Source organism: Lysobacter sp. GCM10012299 (assembly GCF_042649405.1).
GTDB lineage: Bacteria > Pseudomonadota > Gammaproteobacteria > Xanthomonadales > Xanthomonadaceae > Lysobacter_J.
On sequence record NZ_JBHRZC010000004.1, the window covers coordinates 377,902 to 397,669 of the forward strand.

At 67.8% G+C, this 19,768-nt stretch carries 16 protein-coding genes and 1 tRNA gene; 14 read left to right on the top strand and 3 right to left on the bottom strand.

Annotated elements, in window-relative coordinates; translation table 11 throughout:
- Positions 1-20 precede the first annotated feature (20 nt).
- The 11 genes from ACFOPO_RS12845 (at position 21) to ACFOPO_RS12895 (ending at position 11,889) form a co-directional block, all read left to right on the top strand.
- Positions 21-1,187 (top strand): DUF819 domain-containing protein, encoded by a 1,167-nt coding sequence (locus ACFOPO_RS12845; RefSeq protein ID WP_386703602.1) that lies wholly within the window; start codon positions 21-23, stop codon positions 1,185-1,187.
- A 29-nt stretch (positions 1,188-1,216) separates the two neighbouring features.
- Complete coding sequence (locus tag ACFOPO_RS12850; protein ID WP_386703603.1) at positions 1,217-2,632, top strand: SH3 domain-containing protein; 1,416 nt, start codon at positions 1,217-1,219, stop codon at positions 2,630-2,632.
- A 64-nt stretch (positions 2,633-2,696) separates the two neighbouring features.
- A complete protein-coding gene (locus ACFOPO_RS12855; protein WP_386703604.1) occupies positions 2,697-3,794 on the top strand; it encodes a dipeptide epimerase in 1,098 nt (365 codons plus the stop codon).
- 159 nt (positions 3,795-3,953) lie between these two features.
- Positions 3,954-4,802 carry a MurR/RpiR family transcriptional regulator gene (locus tag ACFOPO_RS12860; protein WP_386703605.1) on the top strand — a complete coding sequence of 283 codons (849 nt, stop codon included), beginning with the start codon at positions 3,954-3,956 and terminating at the stop codon, positions 4,800-4,802.
- A gap of 1 nt (position 4,803) precedes the next feature.
- A complete protein-coding gene (locus ACFOPO_RS12865) occupies positions 4,804-5,574 on the top strand; it encodes a L,D-transpeptidase (protein ID WP_386703606.1) in 771 nt (256 codons plus the stop codon).
- A gap of 290 nt (positions 5,575-5,864) precedes the next feature.
- Positions 5,865-7,124: a dicarboxylate/amino acid:cation symporter gene (locus tag ACFOPO_RS12870; protein WP_386703607.1), complete on the top strand. Its 1,260-nt coding sequence runs from the start codon at positions 5,865-5,867 to the stop codon at positions 7,122-7,124.
- A gap of 78 nt (positions 7,125-7,202) precedes the next feature.
- Positions 7,203-7,279: transfer RNA gene (locus ACFOPO_RS12875), tRNA-Arg, on the top strand.
- A gap of 50 nt (positions 7,280-7,329) precedes the next feature.
- Positions 7,330-8,862 carry an aldehyde dehydrogenase family protein gene (locus ACFOPO_RS12880; protein WP_386703608.1) on the top strand — a complete coding sequence of 511 codons (1,533 nt, stop codon included), beginning with the start codon at positions 7,330-7,332 and terminating at the stop codon, positions 8,860-8,862.
- Between the two features lie 23 nt (positions 8,863-8,885).
- Entirely contained in the window at positions 8,886-9,944 is a 1,059-nt protein-coding gene (locus ACFOPO_RS12885) for a quinone-dependent dihydroorotate dehydrogenase (RefSeq protein WP_386703609.1), read from the top strand.
- Complete coding sequence (gene murB, locus ACFOPO_RS12890; protein ID WP_386703610.1) at positions 9,941-10,978, top strand: UDP-N-acetylmuramate dehydrogenase; 1,038 nt, start codon at positions 9,941-9,943, stop codon at positions 10,976-10,978. The genes ACFOPO_RS12885 and murB overlap by 4 nt, the downstream gene beginning before the upstream one ends.
- Before the next feature lie 23 nt (positions 10,979-11,001).
- Complete coding sequence (locus tag ACFOPO_RS12895; protein WP_386703879.1) at positions 11,002-11,889, top strand: DMT family transporter; 888 nt, start codon at positions 11,002-11,004, stop codon at positions 11,887-11,889.
- A 176-nt stretch (positions 11,890-12,065) separates the two neighbouring features.
- Here ACFOPO_RS12895 and ACFOPO_RS12900 read toward each other — a convergent pair whose 3' ends face one another.
- Together ACFOPO_RS12900 and ispG are read right to left on the bottom strand one after the other, a co-directional pair.
- Complete coding sequence (locus ACFOPO_RS12900; protein WP_386703611.1) at positions 12,066-12,773, bottom strand: phosphatase PAP2 family protein; 708 nt, start codon at positions 12,771-12,773, stop codon at positions 12,066-12,068.
- A complete protein-coding gene (gene ispG / locus ACFOPO_RS12905) occupies positions 12,763-14,043 on the bottom strand; it encodes a flavodoxin-dependent (E)-4-hydroxy-3-methylbut-2-enyl-diphosphate synthase (protein WP_386703612.1) in 1,281 nt (426 codons plus the stop codon). Before ispG ends, ACFOPO_RS12900 begins: the two co-directional genes overlap by 11 nt.
- 120 nt (positions 14,044-14,163) lie before the next feature.
- Between ispG and xseA the strand changes: the two genes are divergently transcribed.
- The 3 genes from xseA (at position 14,164) to ACFOPO_RS12920 (ending at position 18,751) form a co-directional block, all read left to right on the top strand.
- Positions 14,164-15,531 (top strand): exodeoxyribonuclease VII large subunit, encoded by a 1,368-nt coding sequence (gene xseA, locus ACFOPO_RS12910; RefSeq protein WP_386703613.1) that lies wholly within the window; start codon positions 14,164-14,166, stop codon positions 15,529-15,531.
- Positions 15,532-15,607: 76 nt separating this feature from the next.
- The gene (locus ACFOPO_RS12915; protein WP_386703614.1) at positions 15,608-17,254 is read left to right on the top strand and encodes an acetolactate synthase large subunit; all 1,647 of its coding nucleotides are present in this window, start codon (positions 15,608-15,610) and stop codon (positions 17,252-17,254) included.
- Between the two features lie 33 nt (positions 17,255-17,287).
- A complete protein-coding gene (locus tag ACFOPO_RS12920) occupies positions 17,288-18,751 on the top strand; it encodes an aldehyde dehydrogenase family protein (RefSeq protein WP_386703615.1) in 1,464 nt (487 codons plus the stop codon).
- Positions 18,752-18,832: 81 nt separating this feature from the next.
- On the opposite strand, the gene ACFOPO_RS12925 is transcribed toward ACFOPO_RS12920, so the two are convergent.
- Positions 18,833-19,510, bottom strand: a complete 678-nt coding sequence (locus ACFOPO_RS12925; RefSeq protein WP_386703616.1) for a hypothetical protein — start codon at positions 19,508-19,510, stop codon at positions 18,833-18,835.
- Positions 19,511-19,768: the final 258 nt, after the last annotated feature.

Sequence of the window (19,768 nt, forward strand, 5' to 3'; positions counted from 1 at the left end):
CCCAGAGGGGACAAATCAAGATGATTGAAACGGTCTGGCCTTACGCCGCGGTGTTGCTGGTATCGGCGGGCCTGTTTCCGTCCCTTGAGAAGCGCTATGGCTGGCGGCTGTTCTCGGTGCTGCCGCCGATTGTCCTTACTTATCTGTTCGTCACCGCCCTTGCGGTGGCCGGGCTGTGGCAGGCGACACCGGAAATCTCTACGGCGCAGCGGTCGCTCACCGGCCAGTTGCTGCCCGCCCTGCTGTTCCTGCTGATGGTGGGCTGCGACCTCCGCGCGATCGTCAAACTCGGGCCGCGCATGCTGGCAGTGTTCGCCTGCGCGATGCTCAGCATCCTGACGGCGATAGTCATTGCCTACCTGATCTTCCGCAACGCCCTGCCCGCCGACGGCTGGAAGATGCTGGCGGCGCTGAGCGCGACCTGGACCGGCGGCTCGGCCAACCTGGTCGCGGTGAAACAGTCGATCGGACTCCCCGACAACCTGTTGCCGTCGGTGCTGCTGGCCGATGCGGTCTGTTATTCGGTGTGGGTGATCGTGCTGTTCTCGATCAACCGCTTCGCACCCGCGTTCAACCACTGGACCGGCGCCGACGCGCGTGCGCCGCTGCCGCAGCTGGAGCCGCGCACCACCGGCGAGGCCGGCCCCGGCAGCGTGCTGCTGTGGCTGGGCCTGGCGCTGCTGGTGGGCAACGTCTCGGCGTGGGGGGCAGCATTGCTGCCGGTCGGCGGCTTCCTCACCACGACGGCATGGACGGTGTTGATTGCCACCGTCGTCGGCCTGGTGCTGGCACGCACGAGCCTCGCCCATTCACCCGTGCCGGCGCCGCTGGCCAGTGCCATGCTGGCCTGCCTGGTGGCGGTGCTGGCATCGCAGAGCAACTTCCAGGGCCTCGATACCGCGCCGTTGTTCGTCGTCGTCGGCTTCACGGTGCTGATCGTGCACGTTGCGCTGTTGCTGATGGCCGCGAAGCTGTTCCGCTTCGACCTGCACCTGTGCGGCATCTCCTCGCTTGCCCAGATTGGCGGCATGGCGACCGCGCCGGTACTGGCCGCCACCTATGCCCGCGCGCTCGTGCCGGTGGCGGTGCTGCTGGCGATGCTCGGCCTGGTGCTGGGCACCGGCATTGGATTGGCGATGGCCGGGCTGCTGTCCGGCCTCGCCCCAGTTGCAAACATCGCGAGCTGATCGCTGATGAAACCTTCGGAATCCGAACCATGCGCCTGCCACTGACCCCTGCCCTCGTCCTCTGCCTTGCCATGTGCCTCGCCGGCACGGCATCGCAACCGCTGGCGGCACGCGAAAACGCCTGGACCATCCCCGCCAGCACGGGCGTGATCGGCATCGACGATGCCCAGCTCGATCCGGCGTTCTGGGTCAGGCAGCTGGCCGACCCGGACCGCGTCATCCTCGACAGCGATGCGATCGCCGCGCAGAACGCGCGCCTGCACCAGCTCGACAAGAGCATCCATGACCTGGCGGCGCTGCAGTGCACGCTCGACCGCGCGCAGGTCAGCGGCTGGATCGAAGCGCTGTCGCGGCGGCCGTCGAAGCCGCTGTTCGACGAACACGGCAAGCCGGTGGCGACGGCAACGCTTGACGGCGTGGTCGACGCGATCAACCTCGGCGCGATCCCCGAACGCCAGGACACGCGTTATGGCCTGGTCGTGCATCGCGCCGCCCTGCGCACCTTCCCGACCTCGCTGCGCGTGTTCTCGTCGGACGACGACCACGACATCGACCGCTTCCAGGAAAGCGCACTGTTCCCGGGCGACCCGGTGGTGGTCGCGCACGAAAGCCGCGACGGCAAATGGTTATTCGTGGTGAGCCCGCGCTACGCCGCCTGGATCGAGAAGCAATTCGTTGCCCTCGGCAGCCAGGAGCAGGTGCTCGGTTACGGCCGCAAGACGCCCTATCGCGTGGTCACCGGCGCCCGCGCCACTACCGTCTACACCCAGGAAGAACCCGGCGTGTCCGAGCTGCAGCTCGACATGGGCGTGCGCGTGCCGGTGCTGTCGGACTGGCCAGTCGGCAAGCCGGTCAACGGCCAGGACGGCTACACCTCGCACGTGGTCGAACTGCCGGTGCGCAACGACGACGGCAGCCTGCGTTTCTCGCCGGCACTGCTGCCGCGCCGCGAACCCAGCCAGGACCGTTACCTGCCACTGAGCGGGCGCAACATCATCCAACAAGGCTTCAAGTTCCTCGGCGAACGCTATGGCTGGGGCCACAGCTACAACGGCCGCGACTGCAGCGGCTTCGTGTCCGAGGTCTATCGCAGCATGGGCGTGGAACTGCCGCGCAACACCAGCGACCAGGCCGTCAGCCCGGCACTCAACCGCATCGCCCTGAGCGACAAGGACACCCGCGAGAAGCGGCTGCAGATCGCCCGCGAGCTGCAGGTCGGCGACCTGGTCTACATCCCCGGCCACGTGATGATGGTGATCGGCCAGCTCAACGGCGAGCCCTACGTCATCCACGACACCACCGGCCTGAGTTTCGCCGGCGCCGACGGCAAGACCGTGCGCGCCCGGACCAACGGCGTGACGGTGTCGCCGCTGACGCCGCTGCTGTTCAACGGCCAGCAGACCTATGTCGACCGCATGACCAACATCCAGCGCATCCGTCCCTGACGAATGCAGTGCAGAGGCAGTGCAAGCGCGCTGCTTCCCCTCCCAATCCAGCATCCGTGAACCAATGAAAATCACCGACATCCGCTTCGGCATGCTCCGCGTCCCGCTGAAAACGCCCTTCAAGACCGCTCTGCGCACGGTCGAGGCGGTGGAGGACATCGTCGTCTCGGTGCACACCGACACCGGCCACGTCGGCTACGGCGAGGCACCGGCGACCGCGGTCATCACAGGCGACACGCACGGCTCGATCATCGAGGCCATCCGCAAGTTCATCGCCCCGCGCGTGATCGGCCAGGAAGTGGCCAACCTCAACCACATCACGGCCCTCATCCAGTCGGCGCTGGAGAAGAACACCAGCGCCAAGGCGGCGGTCGAGATCGCGGTCTACGACCTGTTCGGCCAGCTCTACGGCGTGCCGCTGTACAAGATGCTCGGCGGCGGCGACCCGGTGATCACCACCGACATCACCATCAGCGTCGACTACATCGACAAGATGGTGGCCGACTCGATCAGCGCGGTCGATCGCGGCTTCGAGTCGCTGAAGATCAAGGTCGGCAAGGACATCGGCGTCGACATCGAGCGGGTCAAGGCGATCTATGCCGCGGTCGAGGGCCGTGCCCTGCTGCGCCTGGACGCCAACCAAGGCTGGAGCGCCAAGCAGGCGGTGTACGCGATCAGCATGCTCGAGGATGCAGGCGTGCGCCTGGAGCTGGTCGAGCAGCCGGTCAAGGCCAAGGACCTGGATGGCATGAAGTACGTCACCGAACGCGTGCACACGCCGATCATGGCTGATGAGAGCGTGTTCGGTCCGACCGAGGTCGTCGACCTGATCCGCATGCGCGCGGCCGACATCATCAACATCAAGCTGATGAAGACCGGCGGTCTGTCCAACGCCATCCGCATCGCCGACATCGCCGAGCTCTACGGCGTGGAATGCATGATCGGCTGCATGCTCGAGAGCAGCATCAGCGTCGCCGCCGCGGTGCACCTGGCGGTGGCCAAGTCCAGCGCGATCACCAAGGTCGACCTCGACGGCCCGTCGCTGTGCGCGTTCAACCCGGTCGACGGCGGCGTCAACTTCAACGAGTCCGAGATCTCGGTGACCGATGCGCCGGGCCTGGGCATCCGCGAGATCCGCGGGCTGGTGCCCATCGAGGCCTGAAAGGCAAAGGCATGATCCAATGACCACCGTTCGTCCTGAGCGTAGCGCAGCGAAGTCGAAGGACCGCCAGACGCGTCACCGCACCGGCCCCTTCGACTTCGGGCCTGCGGCCATACGCTCAGGGCGAACGGGTATCTCATTCCGGACGAGTCCTTGACCATGTCGCCCTTGCTGAAGATCCGATCCGAACGCGACCAGATGTCCGCCATCGAACGCCGCATCGCCGACTTCCTGCTCGACAATGCCCACCTGCTACGCGACTACTCGTCGCAGCAGCTGGCCAACGCGCTCGGCATCAGCCAGTCGAGCGTGGTCAAGTTCAGCCAGAAGCTGGGTTACAAGGGCTATCCGGACCTCAAGTACTCGATCGGCCAGGCGGTGGCGCGCGGCGACGGCGGCGACGACAACGTCACCAGCGAAGTGCGTCGCGACGACCCGCACGCCGCGCTGGCCGAAGACCTGTGGTACCTGAAGGCACAGGCAGAAGCCGAGACGCGGCTGATCAACCCGCCCGAGCGCATCGACGCAATCGCGGCGGCGATCCAGCAGGCCGGCAAGGTCTTCATCATCGGCCTGGGCGAAGACGGCATCCCGGCGCGCGCGTTTGCCACGCGCCTGTCGATGCTGGGCATCCTCACCGTGCACTATGTCGACGCGATCCTGATGCAGGCGGGCGTCTCCAGTGCTGCACCGGGAGATGTGCTGCTGGTGTTCTCCGAACACGGCAGGCAGCCGGCGCTGTGCCAGATCAGCCGCCTGTTCCGCGAGCGCTTCGGCAAGGTGATCTCGGTCAGCCGGCACACGCCCAACCCGCTGCGCGCGCATGCCGATGCGGCGCTGCTGGTATCCGCCCACGACGAGCGCCGGCATATCGAGCCGCTGCTGTACCAGTGCGCGCTGCAGCACCTGCTCGACCTGATCTTCATCCTGCTGTGCGACGGCAGCGAAGACCGCCGCAGCCAGCTCGATTTCAATTTCGAACGCATGCAGGACCTGCTGGACAGCTGAGATGACCCATCCGATGCGCCAACGTGCCGCACGTGCCCTGCTCTGCCTCGCCACCGTGGTGCTTGCCGGCTGCGCTGGCCTGAAGGGCACCCAGTCGACCCGGCCCTGGGACGACGCCCAGCAGATGGTCGTGGTGACGACCGCTGGCTGGGATGCCAACACCGGCACGCTGCAGCGTTACGAACGCGCCGGCGCAGGCTGGCGTGCGCTCGGAGAGGCCGCACCCATCACGGTCGGCCGCAGCGGTTCGGGTTGGGGCGTCGGCCTGCACGCTCCCCAGTCGGGCGAGCCGCAGAAGGTCGAAGGCGACGGCCGCGCACCGGCAGGCGTGTTCCGCATCGGCACCGCATTCGGCTACGCCGACAGCTGGGCCACCGCCTGGCCCTACCAGGCGATGACGGCCTCCGATTACTGCATCGACGTCAACGCGTCGCCGCTCTACAACCGAATCGTCGACGCGCGCCAGGTCGGCGCGGATGCCGTCGCCGGCTCGACCGAGCCGATGCGTCGCGACCTGCATGCCAACGGCGACCAGCGCTACAAGCTGGGCTTCGTGATCGAGCACAACCCCGACAACCGCAGCGGCACCGGCAGCTGCATCTTCGCCCACCTGTGGAAAGCGCCGGGCGAGACCACCGCCGGCTGCACGGCGATGGCCGAGCCGGTGATGCAACAGCTGCTGGCGTGGCTGGACCCGAAGCGCAAGCCGGTGTTCGTGCTGCTGCCGGCCGACGAGTACAGGCGCCTTCAAAAGGACTGGCATCTGCCTTGACGGCGCAACCCTCCAGCCCCCGCCCCGTTCGTCCTGAGCGTAGCGCAGCGAAGTCGAAGGAAGCGTAGCGCAGCGAAGTCGAAGGAAGCGTAGCGCAGCGAAGTCGAAGGAAGCGCAGCGAAGTCGAAGGACAGCTGGGCATACCCGTATCACCATCGGCCCGTACACCCTTCGACTTCGCTGCGCTACGCTCAGAGCCTGCCCCGTACTTGATACGGGGGCGAACCGGGGAGAGGTGTCGGGCTGCCCGAAATAGAATCTCCTAGCGCAATTCCCAATCAGGACCTTCCGTGTCGACCACTGCCCGCGTACTGCTCGGACTCTTTCTTGGCGCCCTCATCGGCCTGCTGCTGGCCTGGTGGGACGTCACCGCCGCGACCCGCGTCGCCGACTTCGTCCAGCCCGTCGGCCGGCTCTGGCTCAATGCGCTGCAGATGACCGTGGTGCCGCTGGTGGCCGCGCTGGTGGTGATCGGCGTCAACACCGCCACCGACGCCGCCGCGTCCGGGCGCACCGCGCGCAAGGCAATCATCACCTTCGTGATCATCCTCAGCGTCTGCGCCGCGTTCGCCGCGATCGTGGCGCCGCTGCTATTCTCGCTGGTGCCGCGCCAGGAAGGCCTGGCCGAATCGCTGCGCTCGGCCACCGCCGGCACCGCCCAGCTGAGCCTGCCCAATTCGCTGGCCGACTGGTTCGCCGGCGTCATCCCCAGCAACGCGATCGCGGCTGCCGCGCAGAGCGCGATGATGCCGCTGGTGGTGTTCTCCCTTTTCTTCGGCTTCGCCCTGACCCGGATCGAGGCCGGCCGTCGTGCGCGCCTGCTCGAACTGGTCCAATCCATCGCCGACGTGATGGTGGTGATCGTGCGCTGGGTGCTGTGGGCGGCGCCGGTGGGCGTGTTCGCGCTGGTGCTGGCGGTGTGCGCGCGCGTGGGCCACGGCATGATCGGCGCGTTCGGCTGGTACATCGCGATCCTCTCGGCGATGTACCTGTGCGCGACGGCCCTGATGTACCCGATCGCAGTGATTGCCGGCGGCGAACGCGTTCGCCGCTTCGCCGCCGCTATCGTGCCGGCGCAGGCAGTGGCCGCCAGCACGCAGTCGTCGCTGGCCTCGCTGCCGGCGATGATCGAAAGCTCGCGCGTGCGCCTGGGCCACCCGCTCAGCGTGACCTCGCTGGTGCTGCCGATGGCGGTGTCGCTGTTCCGCATCACCAGCCCGATGCAGTACATCGGCGTGGCGTCCTTCGTCGCCTGGGCCTACGGCATCGACCTGAGCGCGGCGCAGATGGCGGCCGGCGCGGCCCTGGCCGTGGTGATCAGCATGGGATCGGTCGGCCTGCCCGGCCAGGTCAGCTTCATGGCGACCAACATGCCGGTGACCCAGGCCATGGGCCTGCCGATCGAACCGCTGGGCCTGCTGCTGGCCCTGGACACCATCCCGGACGTGTTCGCCACGCTGGGCAACGTCACCGGCGACCTGACCGCCACGGCCGTGGTGGCCAAGGGCCAGACCGAGTCCGAGGCCGAGGCCGAACACTCGGTGCTGTAAACCCGACCAACCCGCATTTGGCGCAATCATGCGAAAATGCCGCGCTCGCGTTTCCCAACCCCTTGAATCCCAAAGCTTGGCCCCGTAGCTCAGTTGGATAGAGCGGTCCCCTCCTAAGGGACAGGTCGCACGTTCGAATCGTGTCGGGGCCGCCATTGCGGCGAGGCAGCGCAGCCTCGCCTTCAGTCCCCCAGGAGCACGTCCGATGACCCACCCCGTCCTCACCGCCCTCGGCCTGACCGATACCGAATCCGGCACCTACCTCGGCAGCGGCGAATGGTCGCCGACCCGTGACGCCGGCGTTCTGGAGTCGATCAACCCGACCAACGGCGAGGTTCTGGCCAGGGTCCAGGCTTCCTCGCAGGCCGACTACGACGCCATCGTCGAACGCGCCCAGGCGGCCTTCAAGGTGTGGCGCACCACCCCGGCCCCGCGCCGCGGCGAAGCCGTGCGCCTGTGCGCCGATGCGCTGCGCAAGCACAAGGACGCGCTGGGTTCGCTGGTCGCGCTGGAGATGGGCAAGTCCAAGCCCGAGGGCGACGGCGAAGTGCAGGAGATGATCGACATCGGCGACTTCGCCGTCGGTCTGTCGCGCCAGCTCTACGGCCTGACCATGCACTCCGAGCGCCCGGGCCACCGCATGTACGAGCAGTGGCACCCGATCGGCATCGTCGGCGTGATCTCGGCGTTCAACTTCCCGGTCGCGGTGTGGGCCTGGAACAGTTTCATTGCGGCCATCTGCGGCAACATCACGCTGTGGAAACCGTCGCCGAAGACGCCGCTGTCGGCGATCGCCTCGATGAAGATCTGCAACGCCGCGCTCAAGGCCGGCGGTTTCCCGGACATCTTCTTCCTGTTCAACGATGCCGGCACCGAGCTGGCTTCGAGCTTCGTCGACGACAAGCGCATCGGCCTGATCAGCTTCACCGGCTCGACCAAGGTCGGCCGCATCGTCGGTGAGCGCGTCGCCCGCCGCATGGGCCGCTCGCTGCTCGAGCTGGGCGGCAACAACGCGATCATCGTCGACCCCAGCGCCGACCTGAAGCTGGCCATTCCGGCCATCGCCTTCGGCGCCGTCGGCACCGCCGGCCAGCGCTGCACCACCACGCGCCGCCTGTTCGTGCAGGAGTCGATCTACGACGACGTGCTGGCCAAGCTGATCACCGCCTACAAGCAGGTCGAGAAGAAGATCGGCGACCCGACCGACCCGAACAACCTGATGGGCCCGCTCAACAGCCGTGACGCGGTGCAGGCCTACCTGGATGCCGTCGACAAGGCCAAGGCCAGCGGCGGCAAGGTCGAGACCGGCGGTGCCGCCATCGACGGCCCGGGCAACTTCGTCCTGCCGACGATCGTCACCGGCCTGACCAACGACGCCGACGTCGTGCAGACCGAGACCTTCGCGCCGATCCTGTACGTGATGAAGTACGGCCAGCTCGACGAAGCCATCGAGCTGCAGAACGACGTGCCGCAGGGCCTGTCGTCGTCGATCTTCACCCAGAACCTGAAGGCGGCTGAGGCATTCCTGTCGGCAGCCGGTTCGGATTGCGGCATCGCCAACGTCAACATCGGCACCAGCGGCGCCGAGATCGGCGGCGCGTTTGGTGGCGAGAAGGAAACCGGCGGCGGTCGCGAGTCGGGTTCCGATGCCTGGCGCGCCTACATGCGCCGGCAGACGAATACCATCAACTACTCCGACGCGCTGCCGCTGGCCCAGGGCATCAAGTTCGACCTCTGACCGCCACGCCACCGGACCCATACATGTATTCCATCGTCCGCCCCTTCCTGTTCGGACTGGACGCAGAGACTGCGCACGGTGCCACGCTGGCGGCGATGGAAGCGGCGTATCGCAGCGGGCTCAGCCCGCTGCTGGGCCGGCGTCCGGCGCCGCTGCCGACGCGCGCGTTCGGCCTGACCTTCCCCAATCCGGTCGGCCTGGCCGCCGGCCTGGACAAGAACGGCGCGCACATCGATGCGCTGCTGGCGCTGGGCTTCGGCTTCGTCGAAGTCGGCACGGTCACGCCGCGTGCGCAGGAAGGCAATCCGAAGCCGCGCATGTTCCGCCTGCCGGACCAGCAGGCGGTGATCAATCGCCTCGGCTTCAACAACGGCGGCGTCGACGAACTGGTGCGCAATGTCGGCAAGGCCCGCCGTCGCGGTGGCCTGCTCGGCATCAACATCGGCAAGAACAAGGACACGCCGAACGAATCGGCGGAGATCGACTACCTGCATTGCCTCGAGCGCGTCTACCCGCTCGCCGACTACGTCACCGTCAACATCTCCTCGCCCAACACCGCCGGCCTGCGTGAGCTGCAGGAAGAGCAGTCGTTGCGTCGCCTGGTGTCGATCCTGCGCGAAGCGCAGGAGCGGCTGGGCGCCTTGCACGGCAAGCGCGTGCCGATGCTGGTCAAGATTGCCCCGGACCTCAGCGACGACGATGTCCAGGCGGCCGCGCGCGTGCTCGGCGACCTCAATGTCGACGGCGTCATCGCCACCAACACCACCGTCTCGCGCATCGGCATCGACGGTGCCCCGCACGCCTCCGAAACCGGCGGTCTGTCGGGCCGGCCGCTCATGGGGCAGTCCACCGCAGTGCTGCGGATGATGCGCACGCGCCTGCCCGAATCGATCCCGATGATCGGTGTCGGCGGCATCCTTTCCGGTGCCGACGCCGCGACCAAGATGGCCGCCGGCGCGACCCTGGTGCAGTGCTACACCGGCCTGGTGTACCGCGGCCCGGCGCTGGTGCACGAATGCGTCGAAGCCATGCGCCGGCGCAAGGAAGCCCCGAGCCGGGGCAACATGCCGCCAATCGTATGAGCGAGGCCGTCCGCATCCTGCGCGATGCCCCGCTTGATCATCGCAACACCTTCGGCGTCGCGGCGCGCGCGCCGTGGCTGGCCGAAGTAGGCGACCCTGCCGATCTGCCTGGGCTGCTGTCGCGACCGGAATTCCGCGAACGCGCACCGCTCGTGCTGGGCGGCGGCAGCAACCTGCTGTTTGCCGGCAACCCCGACGCGCCGATGCTGGCCCTCACCGGCCAGGACGTGCGCGTGCTGCACGACGACAGCGTCGCCATCGTCCGCGCCGATGCCGGCGTGCAATGGCATGGTTTTGTCATGCACACACTGGGCCTTGGCCTGGCGGGCCTGGAGAACCTGGCGTTGATCCCCGGCACGGTCGGTGCCGCACCGATCCAGAACATCGGCGCGTATGGCGTCGAAGTTCGCGAGTTCATCCATGCCGTCGAGGCCTATGAACCGGCCAGCGGCCAGCTCCATCGCCTCGACGCCGACGCCTGTGCGTTTGCCTATCGCGACAGCGTCTTCAAGCACGAACCCGATCGCTACATCGTCACCGCGGTGGAGTTCGCGCTGCCGCGCACGCCGTCGCTGAAGCTCGACTACGCCGGCATCGGCGACGAAATCGCCGCGATGGGCATCACCGCTCCGACCGCACGCGACGTTGCCGATGCAGTGATCGCAATCCGTCGCCGCAAGCTGCCGGATCCCGCGGTGCTCGGCAACGCCGGCAGCTTCTTCAAGAATCCGATCGTGGCGCAGGCCCAGGCTGAAGCGCTGCAGGCGCAGTACCCGGCGATGCCTGTGTTCCGTGGCAACGATGCGACCACGCGCAAGCTGTCGGCCGCGTGGTTCATCGACGCCTGCGGCTGGAAGGGCCACCGCGACGGCGATGCCGGCGTGGCCGCGACGCATGCGCTGGTGCTGGTCAACCACGGCCATGCCAGCGGCCAGCAGCTGCTCGACCTGGCCCGGCGCATCGCCGACTCGGTGCACACGCGCTTCGACGTGGCGATCGAGCCCGAACCGCGGGTCATCGGCGCCACCTGGTGAACGCAACGGCAACCTCGACACCGATGCGCGCCGCGGGCTTCATGCTCGCCAGCACGCTGTGCTTCGGCGCGATGGCCATCACCATCCGGCTGGCATCGGCGACGCTGCACACGTTCGAGATCGCGTTCTTCCGCAACTTTTTCGGCCTGATGGCGGTGCTGCCGCTGGTCGCCGGCGTCGACAGGGCCTCATTGCGAACCAAGCAGCTGCCGCGCTACTTCGTCCGCTGCGCGATCGGCATCGGTTCGATGCTGGCCGGCTTCTGGGCGATCGGCCACCTGCCCTTGGCGCAGGCGATCTCGCTGTCCTACTCCACGCCGGTGTTCGTGACGATCGCAGCCGCGATCTTCCTCGGCGAGCACGTCCGCGCCCGGCGCTGGGCGGCGGTCGCGATCGGATTCATCGGCGTGCTGGTGATCGTGCGGCCGGGCTCGGCGCAGTTCAGCACCGGCACGCTGATCGCACTGCTGGCCGCGGTGCTCAGCGGTGTCGTCGCGATCCAGATCAAGCAGCTCTCGCGCATCGATGCCGCCAACACCATCGTCCTCTACACCTATCTGTTCTGGGTGCCGATGTCGCTGCTGCCGGCGCTGTGGGTGTGGGAGTGGCCGCAGGGCATCGCCTGGCTATGGGTGGTCGGCGCGGGCATCTTCGGCACCGGCGGACAGGTGCTGTGGACGCATGCGCTGAAGCTCGGCGAGGTGTCGGCGCTGACGCCGATCAGCTTCATGCAGTTGCCGCTGGTCGCCACCGCCGGCTGGCTGTGGTTCGGCGAAAGCGTGGACGGTTGGACCTGGGCCGGCGCGGCGATCATCCTGTCGGCCAACGCCTACATCGCCCACCGCGAGGCGGTGCTGACGCGGCGCGCGGCGACGGCCGCGCCGACGTCGGCGGCAGTGCCGGGCGAGTAAATCCCCCACAACCGTTCGTCCTGAGCGTAGGCCGCAGGCCGAAGTCGAAGGAAGCGCAATGCAGTGGGCGGTCCTTCGACTTCGGCGCGACGCGCCTACGCTTCCTTCGACTTCGGCGCGACGCGCCTACGCTTCCTTCGACTTCGGCGCGACGCGCCTACGCTCAGGACGAACGGTCATGGGTGTGTCGAAGGAACATGCCAGGGGCGCAAGCTGCCCCAATACACCGCCAGATAGGCCGCCACCACCCACACGCTCGCCGCCGCCCAGCCGGCGAGGATGTCCGACGGGTAATGCACCCCCAGGTACACCCGCGACAATCCCACCAGCACCACGAACGGCAGCATCAGCGCCACCAGCGGCCAACGCCAGCGTGTGCGCCACGCCAGCAGCACCAGCACCCACGCCAGCGTCATCGAGCCCATCGCATGCCCGCTGGGAAAACTGAAGTTGTGCTCCGGCGCTATCGATTCCCACAGCGACGGCCGCTCGCGCGCGAACGCCGCCTTGGCCGCGATGTTGAGCAGCGCCGAACCTGCCAGCGCGATCGCGGCGAAGGTGGCCTCGCGGTAGCGGCGCATCAGCGTCAGGGCCAGCACCAGCGCGATGTCGAGCGGCACCACGCCCCACAGATAGCCGATCCGCGAAATCAGCACGAAGAAACGGTCGAAGCCCTCACGGGCCAGGTCATGCGCGAAGTGCAGGACCGGTTCGTCGAACGGGATGGCTTCCTGCTCGTGGATTTCGTCCGCCAGTTCGGCGAAGCCCCACAACGGCAACAACAGGCCGATGAACACCAGCAGGAGCCGACCGCCGTAGTGGCGCAGCACGCCTGCGCCGTAGCGCAGTTCCTGGCTTAGTGCGTCGCCGCCCTCAGCCGGCACGTGCTGCGTCGTCTGCCACGCCGTACTTGCGTTCGACGTAACGGTCGATCAGCTCGACGAACTCGTGGGCGATGTTCTCGCCACGCAACGTCACGGTCTTCTCGCCGTCCTCGAACACCGGCGCCGACGGCGCTTCGCCCGTGCCCGGCAGCGAAATGCCGATGTTGGCGTGGCGCGATTCGCCCGGGCCGTTGACCACGCAGCCCATCACGGCAAGCGTCAGGTTTTCCGCGCCGGGGTGGCTGATCTTCCACACCGGCATCTTCGCGCGCACGTGTTCCTGCACCTTCTGCGCCAGTTCCTGGAAGAAGGTGCTGGTGGTGCGGCCGCAGCCCGGGCAGGCGGTGACCATCGGCGTGAACGCGCGCAGGCCCATGGTCTGCAGCAGTTCCTGGGCGACGATGACTTCGTTGGTGCGCGACTGACCCGGCTCGGGCGTCAGCGAGATGCGGATGGTGTCGCCGATGCCTTCCTGCATCAGCACGGCCAGTGCGGCGCTGGAGGCGACTATGCCCTTGCTGCCGATGCCGGCCTCGGTCAGGCCCAGGTGCAGGGCGAAATCGCTGCGGCGGGCCATTTCGCGGTATACGGCGATCAGTTCCTGCACGCCGCTGACCTTGGCGCTGAGGAGGATCTTGTCGGCCGACAGGCCCAGCTCGACGGCGCGCGCGGCCGAGTCCAGCGCCGAGCGGATCAGCGCTTCGCGCAGCACTTCGGCGGCTTCGCGCGGCTCGGCAAGCTTGTGGTTCTCGTCCATCAGCTGCGCGGCCAGCGCCTGGTCGAGCGAGCCCCAATTGGCGCCGATGCGGACCGGCTTGTCGTGTTTGATCGCCAGCTCGATGAGCGTGGCGAACTGGCTGTCCTTCTTCTTGCCGAAGCCGACGTTGCCCGGATTGATCCGGTACTTGGCCAGCACCTCGGCGCAGGCCGGTTCGGCGGTCAGCAGTTGGTGGCCGTTGTAGTGGAAGTCGCCGATGATCGGCACTTCCACGCCCATCATCGCCAGCTTGTCGACGATGCGCGGCACGGCGGCAGCGGCTTCGACGGTGTTGACCGTGACCCGCACCATTTCCGAGCCGGCACGCCACAGCTCGGCGACCTGCTTGGTGGTCGAGGCCACGTCAGCGGTGTCGGTGTTGGTCATCGACTGCACGACCACCGGCAAGCCGCCGCCGACCTCGACGCCGCCGATGCGCACGGTGCGCGTCAGGCGTCGCGGGAGCGGGCCGAAGCCGGGGTGTGCACAGGGTGCGGGAGCATGTGAATTCATGGCCGCCATTGTAGGCCAGGCCCGCCGCCAGCCCTACCCGCGGACTGAGCCGCAGCTGTCCTGGACGTGACCCGCGGCAGCCGCTGCGCTACCTTGACCGGCCGTGACATCCAGCCGTCCATGAACGACTTCCCCACCGAACCGGGCCCGGGCGGCCACGCCGACCAGGTCCTGACGCCCAGCCAGCTGAACACGCTGGCGCGCGATCTGCTGGAGGGCGCGTTCCCGCAGGTGTGGATCGAGGGTGAGCTGGGCAACGTCTCGCGGCCCTCGTCGGGGCACCTGTACTTCACCTTGAAGGACGCGCGTGCGCAGGTCCGCTGCGCGATGTTCCGGCCCAAGAGCAGCTGGCTGAAGTTCGTCCCGCGCGAAGGCCTGCGCGTGCTCGGCCGCGGCCGCCTCACGCTGTACGAGGCCCGTGGCGAGTACCAGCTGGTGTTCGACCATATGGAAGAAGCCGGCGAAGGCGCGCTGCGGCGCGCGTTCGAGGAACTGCGCGCACGCCTGGCCGCCGAAGGCCTGTTCGATGTCGAGCGCAAACGGCCGTTGCCGCGCTTCGCCCGCCGCATTGGCGTGATCACCTCGCCCAGCGGCGCCGCCGTGCGCGACGTGCTGAGCGTGCTGGCGCGGCGCTTCCCGCTGGTCGAGGCCGACGTGCTGCCGGTCCAGGTCCAGGGCGAAGGCGCCGCGGCACAGATTGTCGCCATGCTGCAGCGGGCCATCGCCTCGGCGCGCTATGACGTGCTGGTGCTGGCGCGCGGCGGCGGGTCGCTCGAGGACCTGTGGGCCTTCAACGACGAGCGCCTGGCGCGTGCGATCGCCGCTTCGCCGGTGCCGATCGTGTCGGCCGTCGGCCACGAGACCGACTTCAGCCTCAGTGACTTCGCTGCCGACGTGCGCGCACCGACGCCATCGGTCGCGGCCGAGCTGCTCGCGCCCAACCGCGAGGACCTGCTGCATCGCCTGCGCATCCTGGAATCGCGCCTGCGCAACCTGCACACGCAACGCCTGCGCCAGGCCATGCAGCGCGCCGACCGCGCCGCGCTGCGCCTCAATGCCATGCGCCCGCAGGCACGCCTGGAAGCGCTCGGCCGCCGCCAGCGCGAAGCCCTGCGCCGCCTCAACGCCGCCTGGCGCCAGCAGCTCGAACGCGAGCGTGCGCGCCTGCGCCACGCCGACGCCGTGCTGCGCGCGTCCCATCCGCAACGCCGCATTGCCCGCCTGCGCGAACGCCTGGCGGCATTGCGGCCGCGACCGCAGGCCGCCATCGTCCGCCGCCTGGCCAAGGACGCGATGCACCTGCGCGGACTGGCACGCTCGCTCGAAGCGGTGAGCCCGCTGGCGACCGTCGCGCGTGGCTATTCGATCCTGCAGCATCCCGATGGCCGGGTCGTGCGCAGCGTGCTCGATGCGGCACCGGGTGACCGGCTGGCCGCGCGCCTGGGCGACGGACAGCTGCAGGTGCGGGTCGAGCCCAAGGACGACTGACGCGCGACCATCACGCATCGCACCACACGGCCCCCGCTACGATGCGGGACCGTGCCCGAGCAAGCGTGGAAGCGTGATGACCAAAGCCTCCGATCTGTTCGTCGCCGCGCTCGAAGCCGAGGGCGTGGAGTACGTCTTCGGCATTCCCGGCGAAGAGAACCTCGACCTGCTCGAATCGCTGCGCAGTTCGCGCATCCGCCTGGTGCTGACCCGCCACGAACAAGGCGCCGGTTTCATGGCCGCCACCTACGGCCGCCTCACCGGAAAGGCCGGCGTGTGCCTGTCGACGCTCGGTCCCGGCGCGACCAACCTGGTCACGCCGGCGGCCTATGCCCAGCTCGGCGCGATGCCGATGCTGATGATCACCGGCCAGAAACCGATCAAGACCAGCCGCCAAGGCCACTTCCAGATCGTCGATGTCGTCGACACGATGCGTCCGCTGACCAAGTACACGCGCCAGATCGTGTCCGCCGACGCCATTCCTGCGCGCGTGCGCGAATCCTTCCGTCGCGCCGAGGAGGAACGCCCCGGCGCCACCCACCTGGAACTGCCACAGGACATCGCCGGCGATGAAACCAGTGCGCGCCTGATCCCCGCCTCCTTCTCGCGCCGACCCATCGCCGACGACAAGGCCATCGCCCACGCCGCCGCCGCGATCGGACACGCGCGCCATCCGCTGCTGATGATCGGCGCCGGCGCCAACCGCAAGACCACCGCGCGCCAACTGAAATCCTTCATCGACAAGCTCGGCATCCCGTTCTTCACCACGCAGATGGGCAAGGGCGTGATCGACGAGCTGCACCCGCTGTGGCTGGGCAATGCCGCGCTGTCGGACCATGACTTCGTCCATCGCGCCATCGATGCCGCCGACTGCATCGTCAACATCGGCCACGACGTGATCGAGAAGCCGCCGTTCTTCATGCGCGAAGGGCGCCGCACCGTCATCCACGTCAATTACGAGTCCGCCGAGGTCGATGCGGTCTACTTCCCGCAGATCGAGGTCGTCGGCGACATCGCCAACACGGTCTGGCAACTGGGCGAAGTACTGGCCCCGCAGGCGCACTGGGACTTCGCCTTCTTCGACCGCGTGCGCACCGCGCTTCTGGCCAACCTCGTCGACCGCAGCGACGCCGACCGCTTCCCGATGGCGCCGCAGCGCGTCGTTGCCGAGGTGCGCAAGGTGATGGGCCCGCGCGACGTGGTCTGCCTCGACAACGGCCTCTACAAACTCTGGTTCGCCCGCTGCTACCGTTGCCGCGAGCCCAACACGCTGCTGCTCGACAACGCCCTGGCGACGATGGGTGCCGGCCTGCCCTCGGCGATCGCCGCGCGCATTGTCTGTCCGGACCGGCGCGTGCTGGCGGTCTGCGGCGACGGTGGCTTCATGATGAATTCGCAGGAACTCGAGACCGCCATGCGCCTGGGCATCGACATCACCGTGCTGGTGCTGCGCGACGACGCCTACGGCATGATCAAGTGGAAACAGGCGCACGAGCGCTATCCGAGTTTCGGCATGGACCTTGGCAATCCGGATTTCGTCCGCTATGCGGAGAGTTACGGCGCGCGCGGGCATCGACCGGCCTCCGCCGACGAGTTCGCGCCGATGTTGCAGCGCGCCCTCGACACCCCGGGGATCGACCTGATCGAAGTGCCCATCGACTACAGCGATGACGACCGCCTGCTCAACGACGAGATCCCGAAGTTGAGCGCCGCCCTGCAGTAGTCATCCGCCCCTTTTCTTTCATCGGAGAACGACATGGCCAAGACCAAGCGCGCCGCCTCCGGCCTGATGGCCAGCTATCCCTACTACCTCGCCAATCGCCCGGTCGCCGCCAACACCGACCTCGACGTCCTCGACAAGTACAGCGGCAAACGCGCGACCCGCGTAGCCCTGGCCGATGCGACAGCGGTACGCAAGGCGATAGTGGCGGCGCACCAGGCACGCGAGGCGGTGGCCGCGTTCCCGCCGGATGCGCGCCGCGACGTGCTCGAACACTGCGTGATGCGTTTCCAGGAGCGCTTCGACGAGCTTGCCCTTGCCCTGTGCATCGAAGCCGGCAAGCCCATCGCCGACGCGCGTGGCGAAGTCACCCGCCTGATCGACACCTTCCGTATCGCCGCCGGCGAAGCGACCCGTATCGATGGCGAAGTGATCGAACTGCAGATCTCAAAGCGCACGCGCGGCTACCGCGGCATGGTCAAGCGCGTCCCGATCGGCGTGTGCAGCTTCATCACGCCCTTCAACTTCCCGTTGAACCTGGTCGCGCACAAGGTCGCGCCGGCGCTCGCCGCCGGCTGCCCGTTCGTGCTCAAGCCGTCGGAGAAGACGCCGATCGGCGCACTGATCATCGCCGAGATCCTGGCCGAGACCGACCTGCCGCGCGGCGCGTTCTCGGTGCTGGCCTGTTCCACCCAGGATGCTTCCCAGCTGGTCGAGGACGAGCGGATCGCACTGCTGAGTTTCACCGGCGGCCTGATCGGCTGGGACCTCAAGGCCCGCGCCGGGCGCAAGAAGGTCACCCTCGAACTGGGCGGCAACGCCGCCTGCATCATCGACGACGACCCCGGCATGCCGCTCGACCGCGTGGTCGAGCGCCTCGTCTTCGGCGCCTATTACCAGAGCGGCCAGAGTTGCATCAGCGTGCAGCGCATCTACGCGCATGCGGCCATCTACGACAAGCTGCGCAAGAAGCTCAAGGCCGCGGTGGCGAAGCTGCCGATGGGCGACCCGCGCGACGAGAAGACCTTCATCGGCCCGATGATCGACGAGGCCGCGGCCAAGCGCGTGGACAGCTGGATCGAGGCCGCGCGCAAGGGCGGCGCAAAGCGCCTGGCCGGCGGAAACCGCAACGGCAACATGGTGCCGGCGACGCTGCTGGAAGGCGTGCCGCACGACAGCGACCTGTACCGCAAGGAAGCCTTTGCACCGGTCGCGTTGATGCAGCCATTCGACAATTTCGACCAGGCCATTGACCAGGTCAACGACAGTGACTTCGGCCTGCAGGCGGGCGTGTTCACCGCGCGCCTGGACCATGCCATGCGCGCCTGGGATCGCCTCGACGTAGGCGGCGTCATCGTTGGCGACGTGCCGAGCTTCCGCGTCGACAACATGCCCTACGGTGGCGTGAAGCACTCTGGCCTCGGTCGCGAAGGCGTGCGCTATGCCATCGAGGACATGACCGAGCAGCGCCTGCTGGTGATCCGGGACGCTGCGGGCTGAACCAGCCAGGCGTTTTCGACACGCCTTCTCCCGACTGCGGGAGAAGGCATGTCGATGGCCTGCCAGGCCAGAACGCCGTGACTACTTGCGCGGCGAGGGCGCCGGCTCGTCGATCCTGCCGATGCTGGTTTCGCCGATGCTGACTTCACCGCCCGTGGCCCACTCGGACACCGGCTGCAGCCATTCCTTCCTGGGCTCGTGGAACAGCGCCGAACCATGGCCGCTGTTGAGCACCAGCTCCTGGCGCTCGCTGACCTTGGGTGAGTCGCCCCACAGCGAGCGGCACGACAGCGACGTGCTGTCATTGGCGTCGTGGATGCCGAGCACGCGGCCGCTCATGCGGAAGTTGTAGTTGGCCTTCATCGCCGGATCGCATTCGCCGAGCAGCGCGTAATTGACGTGCCGGTTGCCGACCAGCGCCGAGGTCAGCGTGGCGATCTTGGAGCCGGTTCCTGCGCCGACGACGTTGATTTCCTCCGGCGCGACGCCCTTGTCCATCATCGCCCGTACTTCGTCGGCGATGCGGTGCGCGTAGGCCAGGCGGGATTCACCGGCGTAGGCGAACGTGCTGACTTCGAATCCCTGGTCCTCGAACGCCTGCACGATCGCGGCATGGTCGACGCCCGCTTCGGTGGAAGGCAGATAGATAAGGTGTGGCGAGCCGGCCATCGCAGTCGATGACGCAGCGAGGAACACGGCCGCTGCGAGTACGCGACGGGCAGCGACATGTGTCACGGGGGAAGGAATGAAACGGGTCATGGCAGGCACCTCCAGCAAAGGCGTCGGGGGACGCGGGGGAAGCTGATGAGACGTAACCGGCGGGTCCAATCGTGCGCGCCGTCTGTTGCATCGACCAGTTCGAAAGGTCATACCAACTTCTGGGATACGCGACATGGGATGCGGGAACCGCGCCGTGCGTTTACACACAACGCGGGTTAAACCGTTTTCTGCATGAAGTACATGCAGTCGGCGAGCGGCTGCCATTCGTCATGGTCACTTCCGGCCCATCGGGGAGAG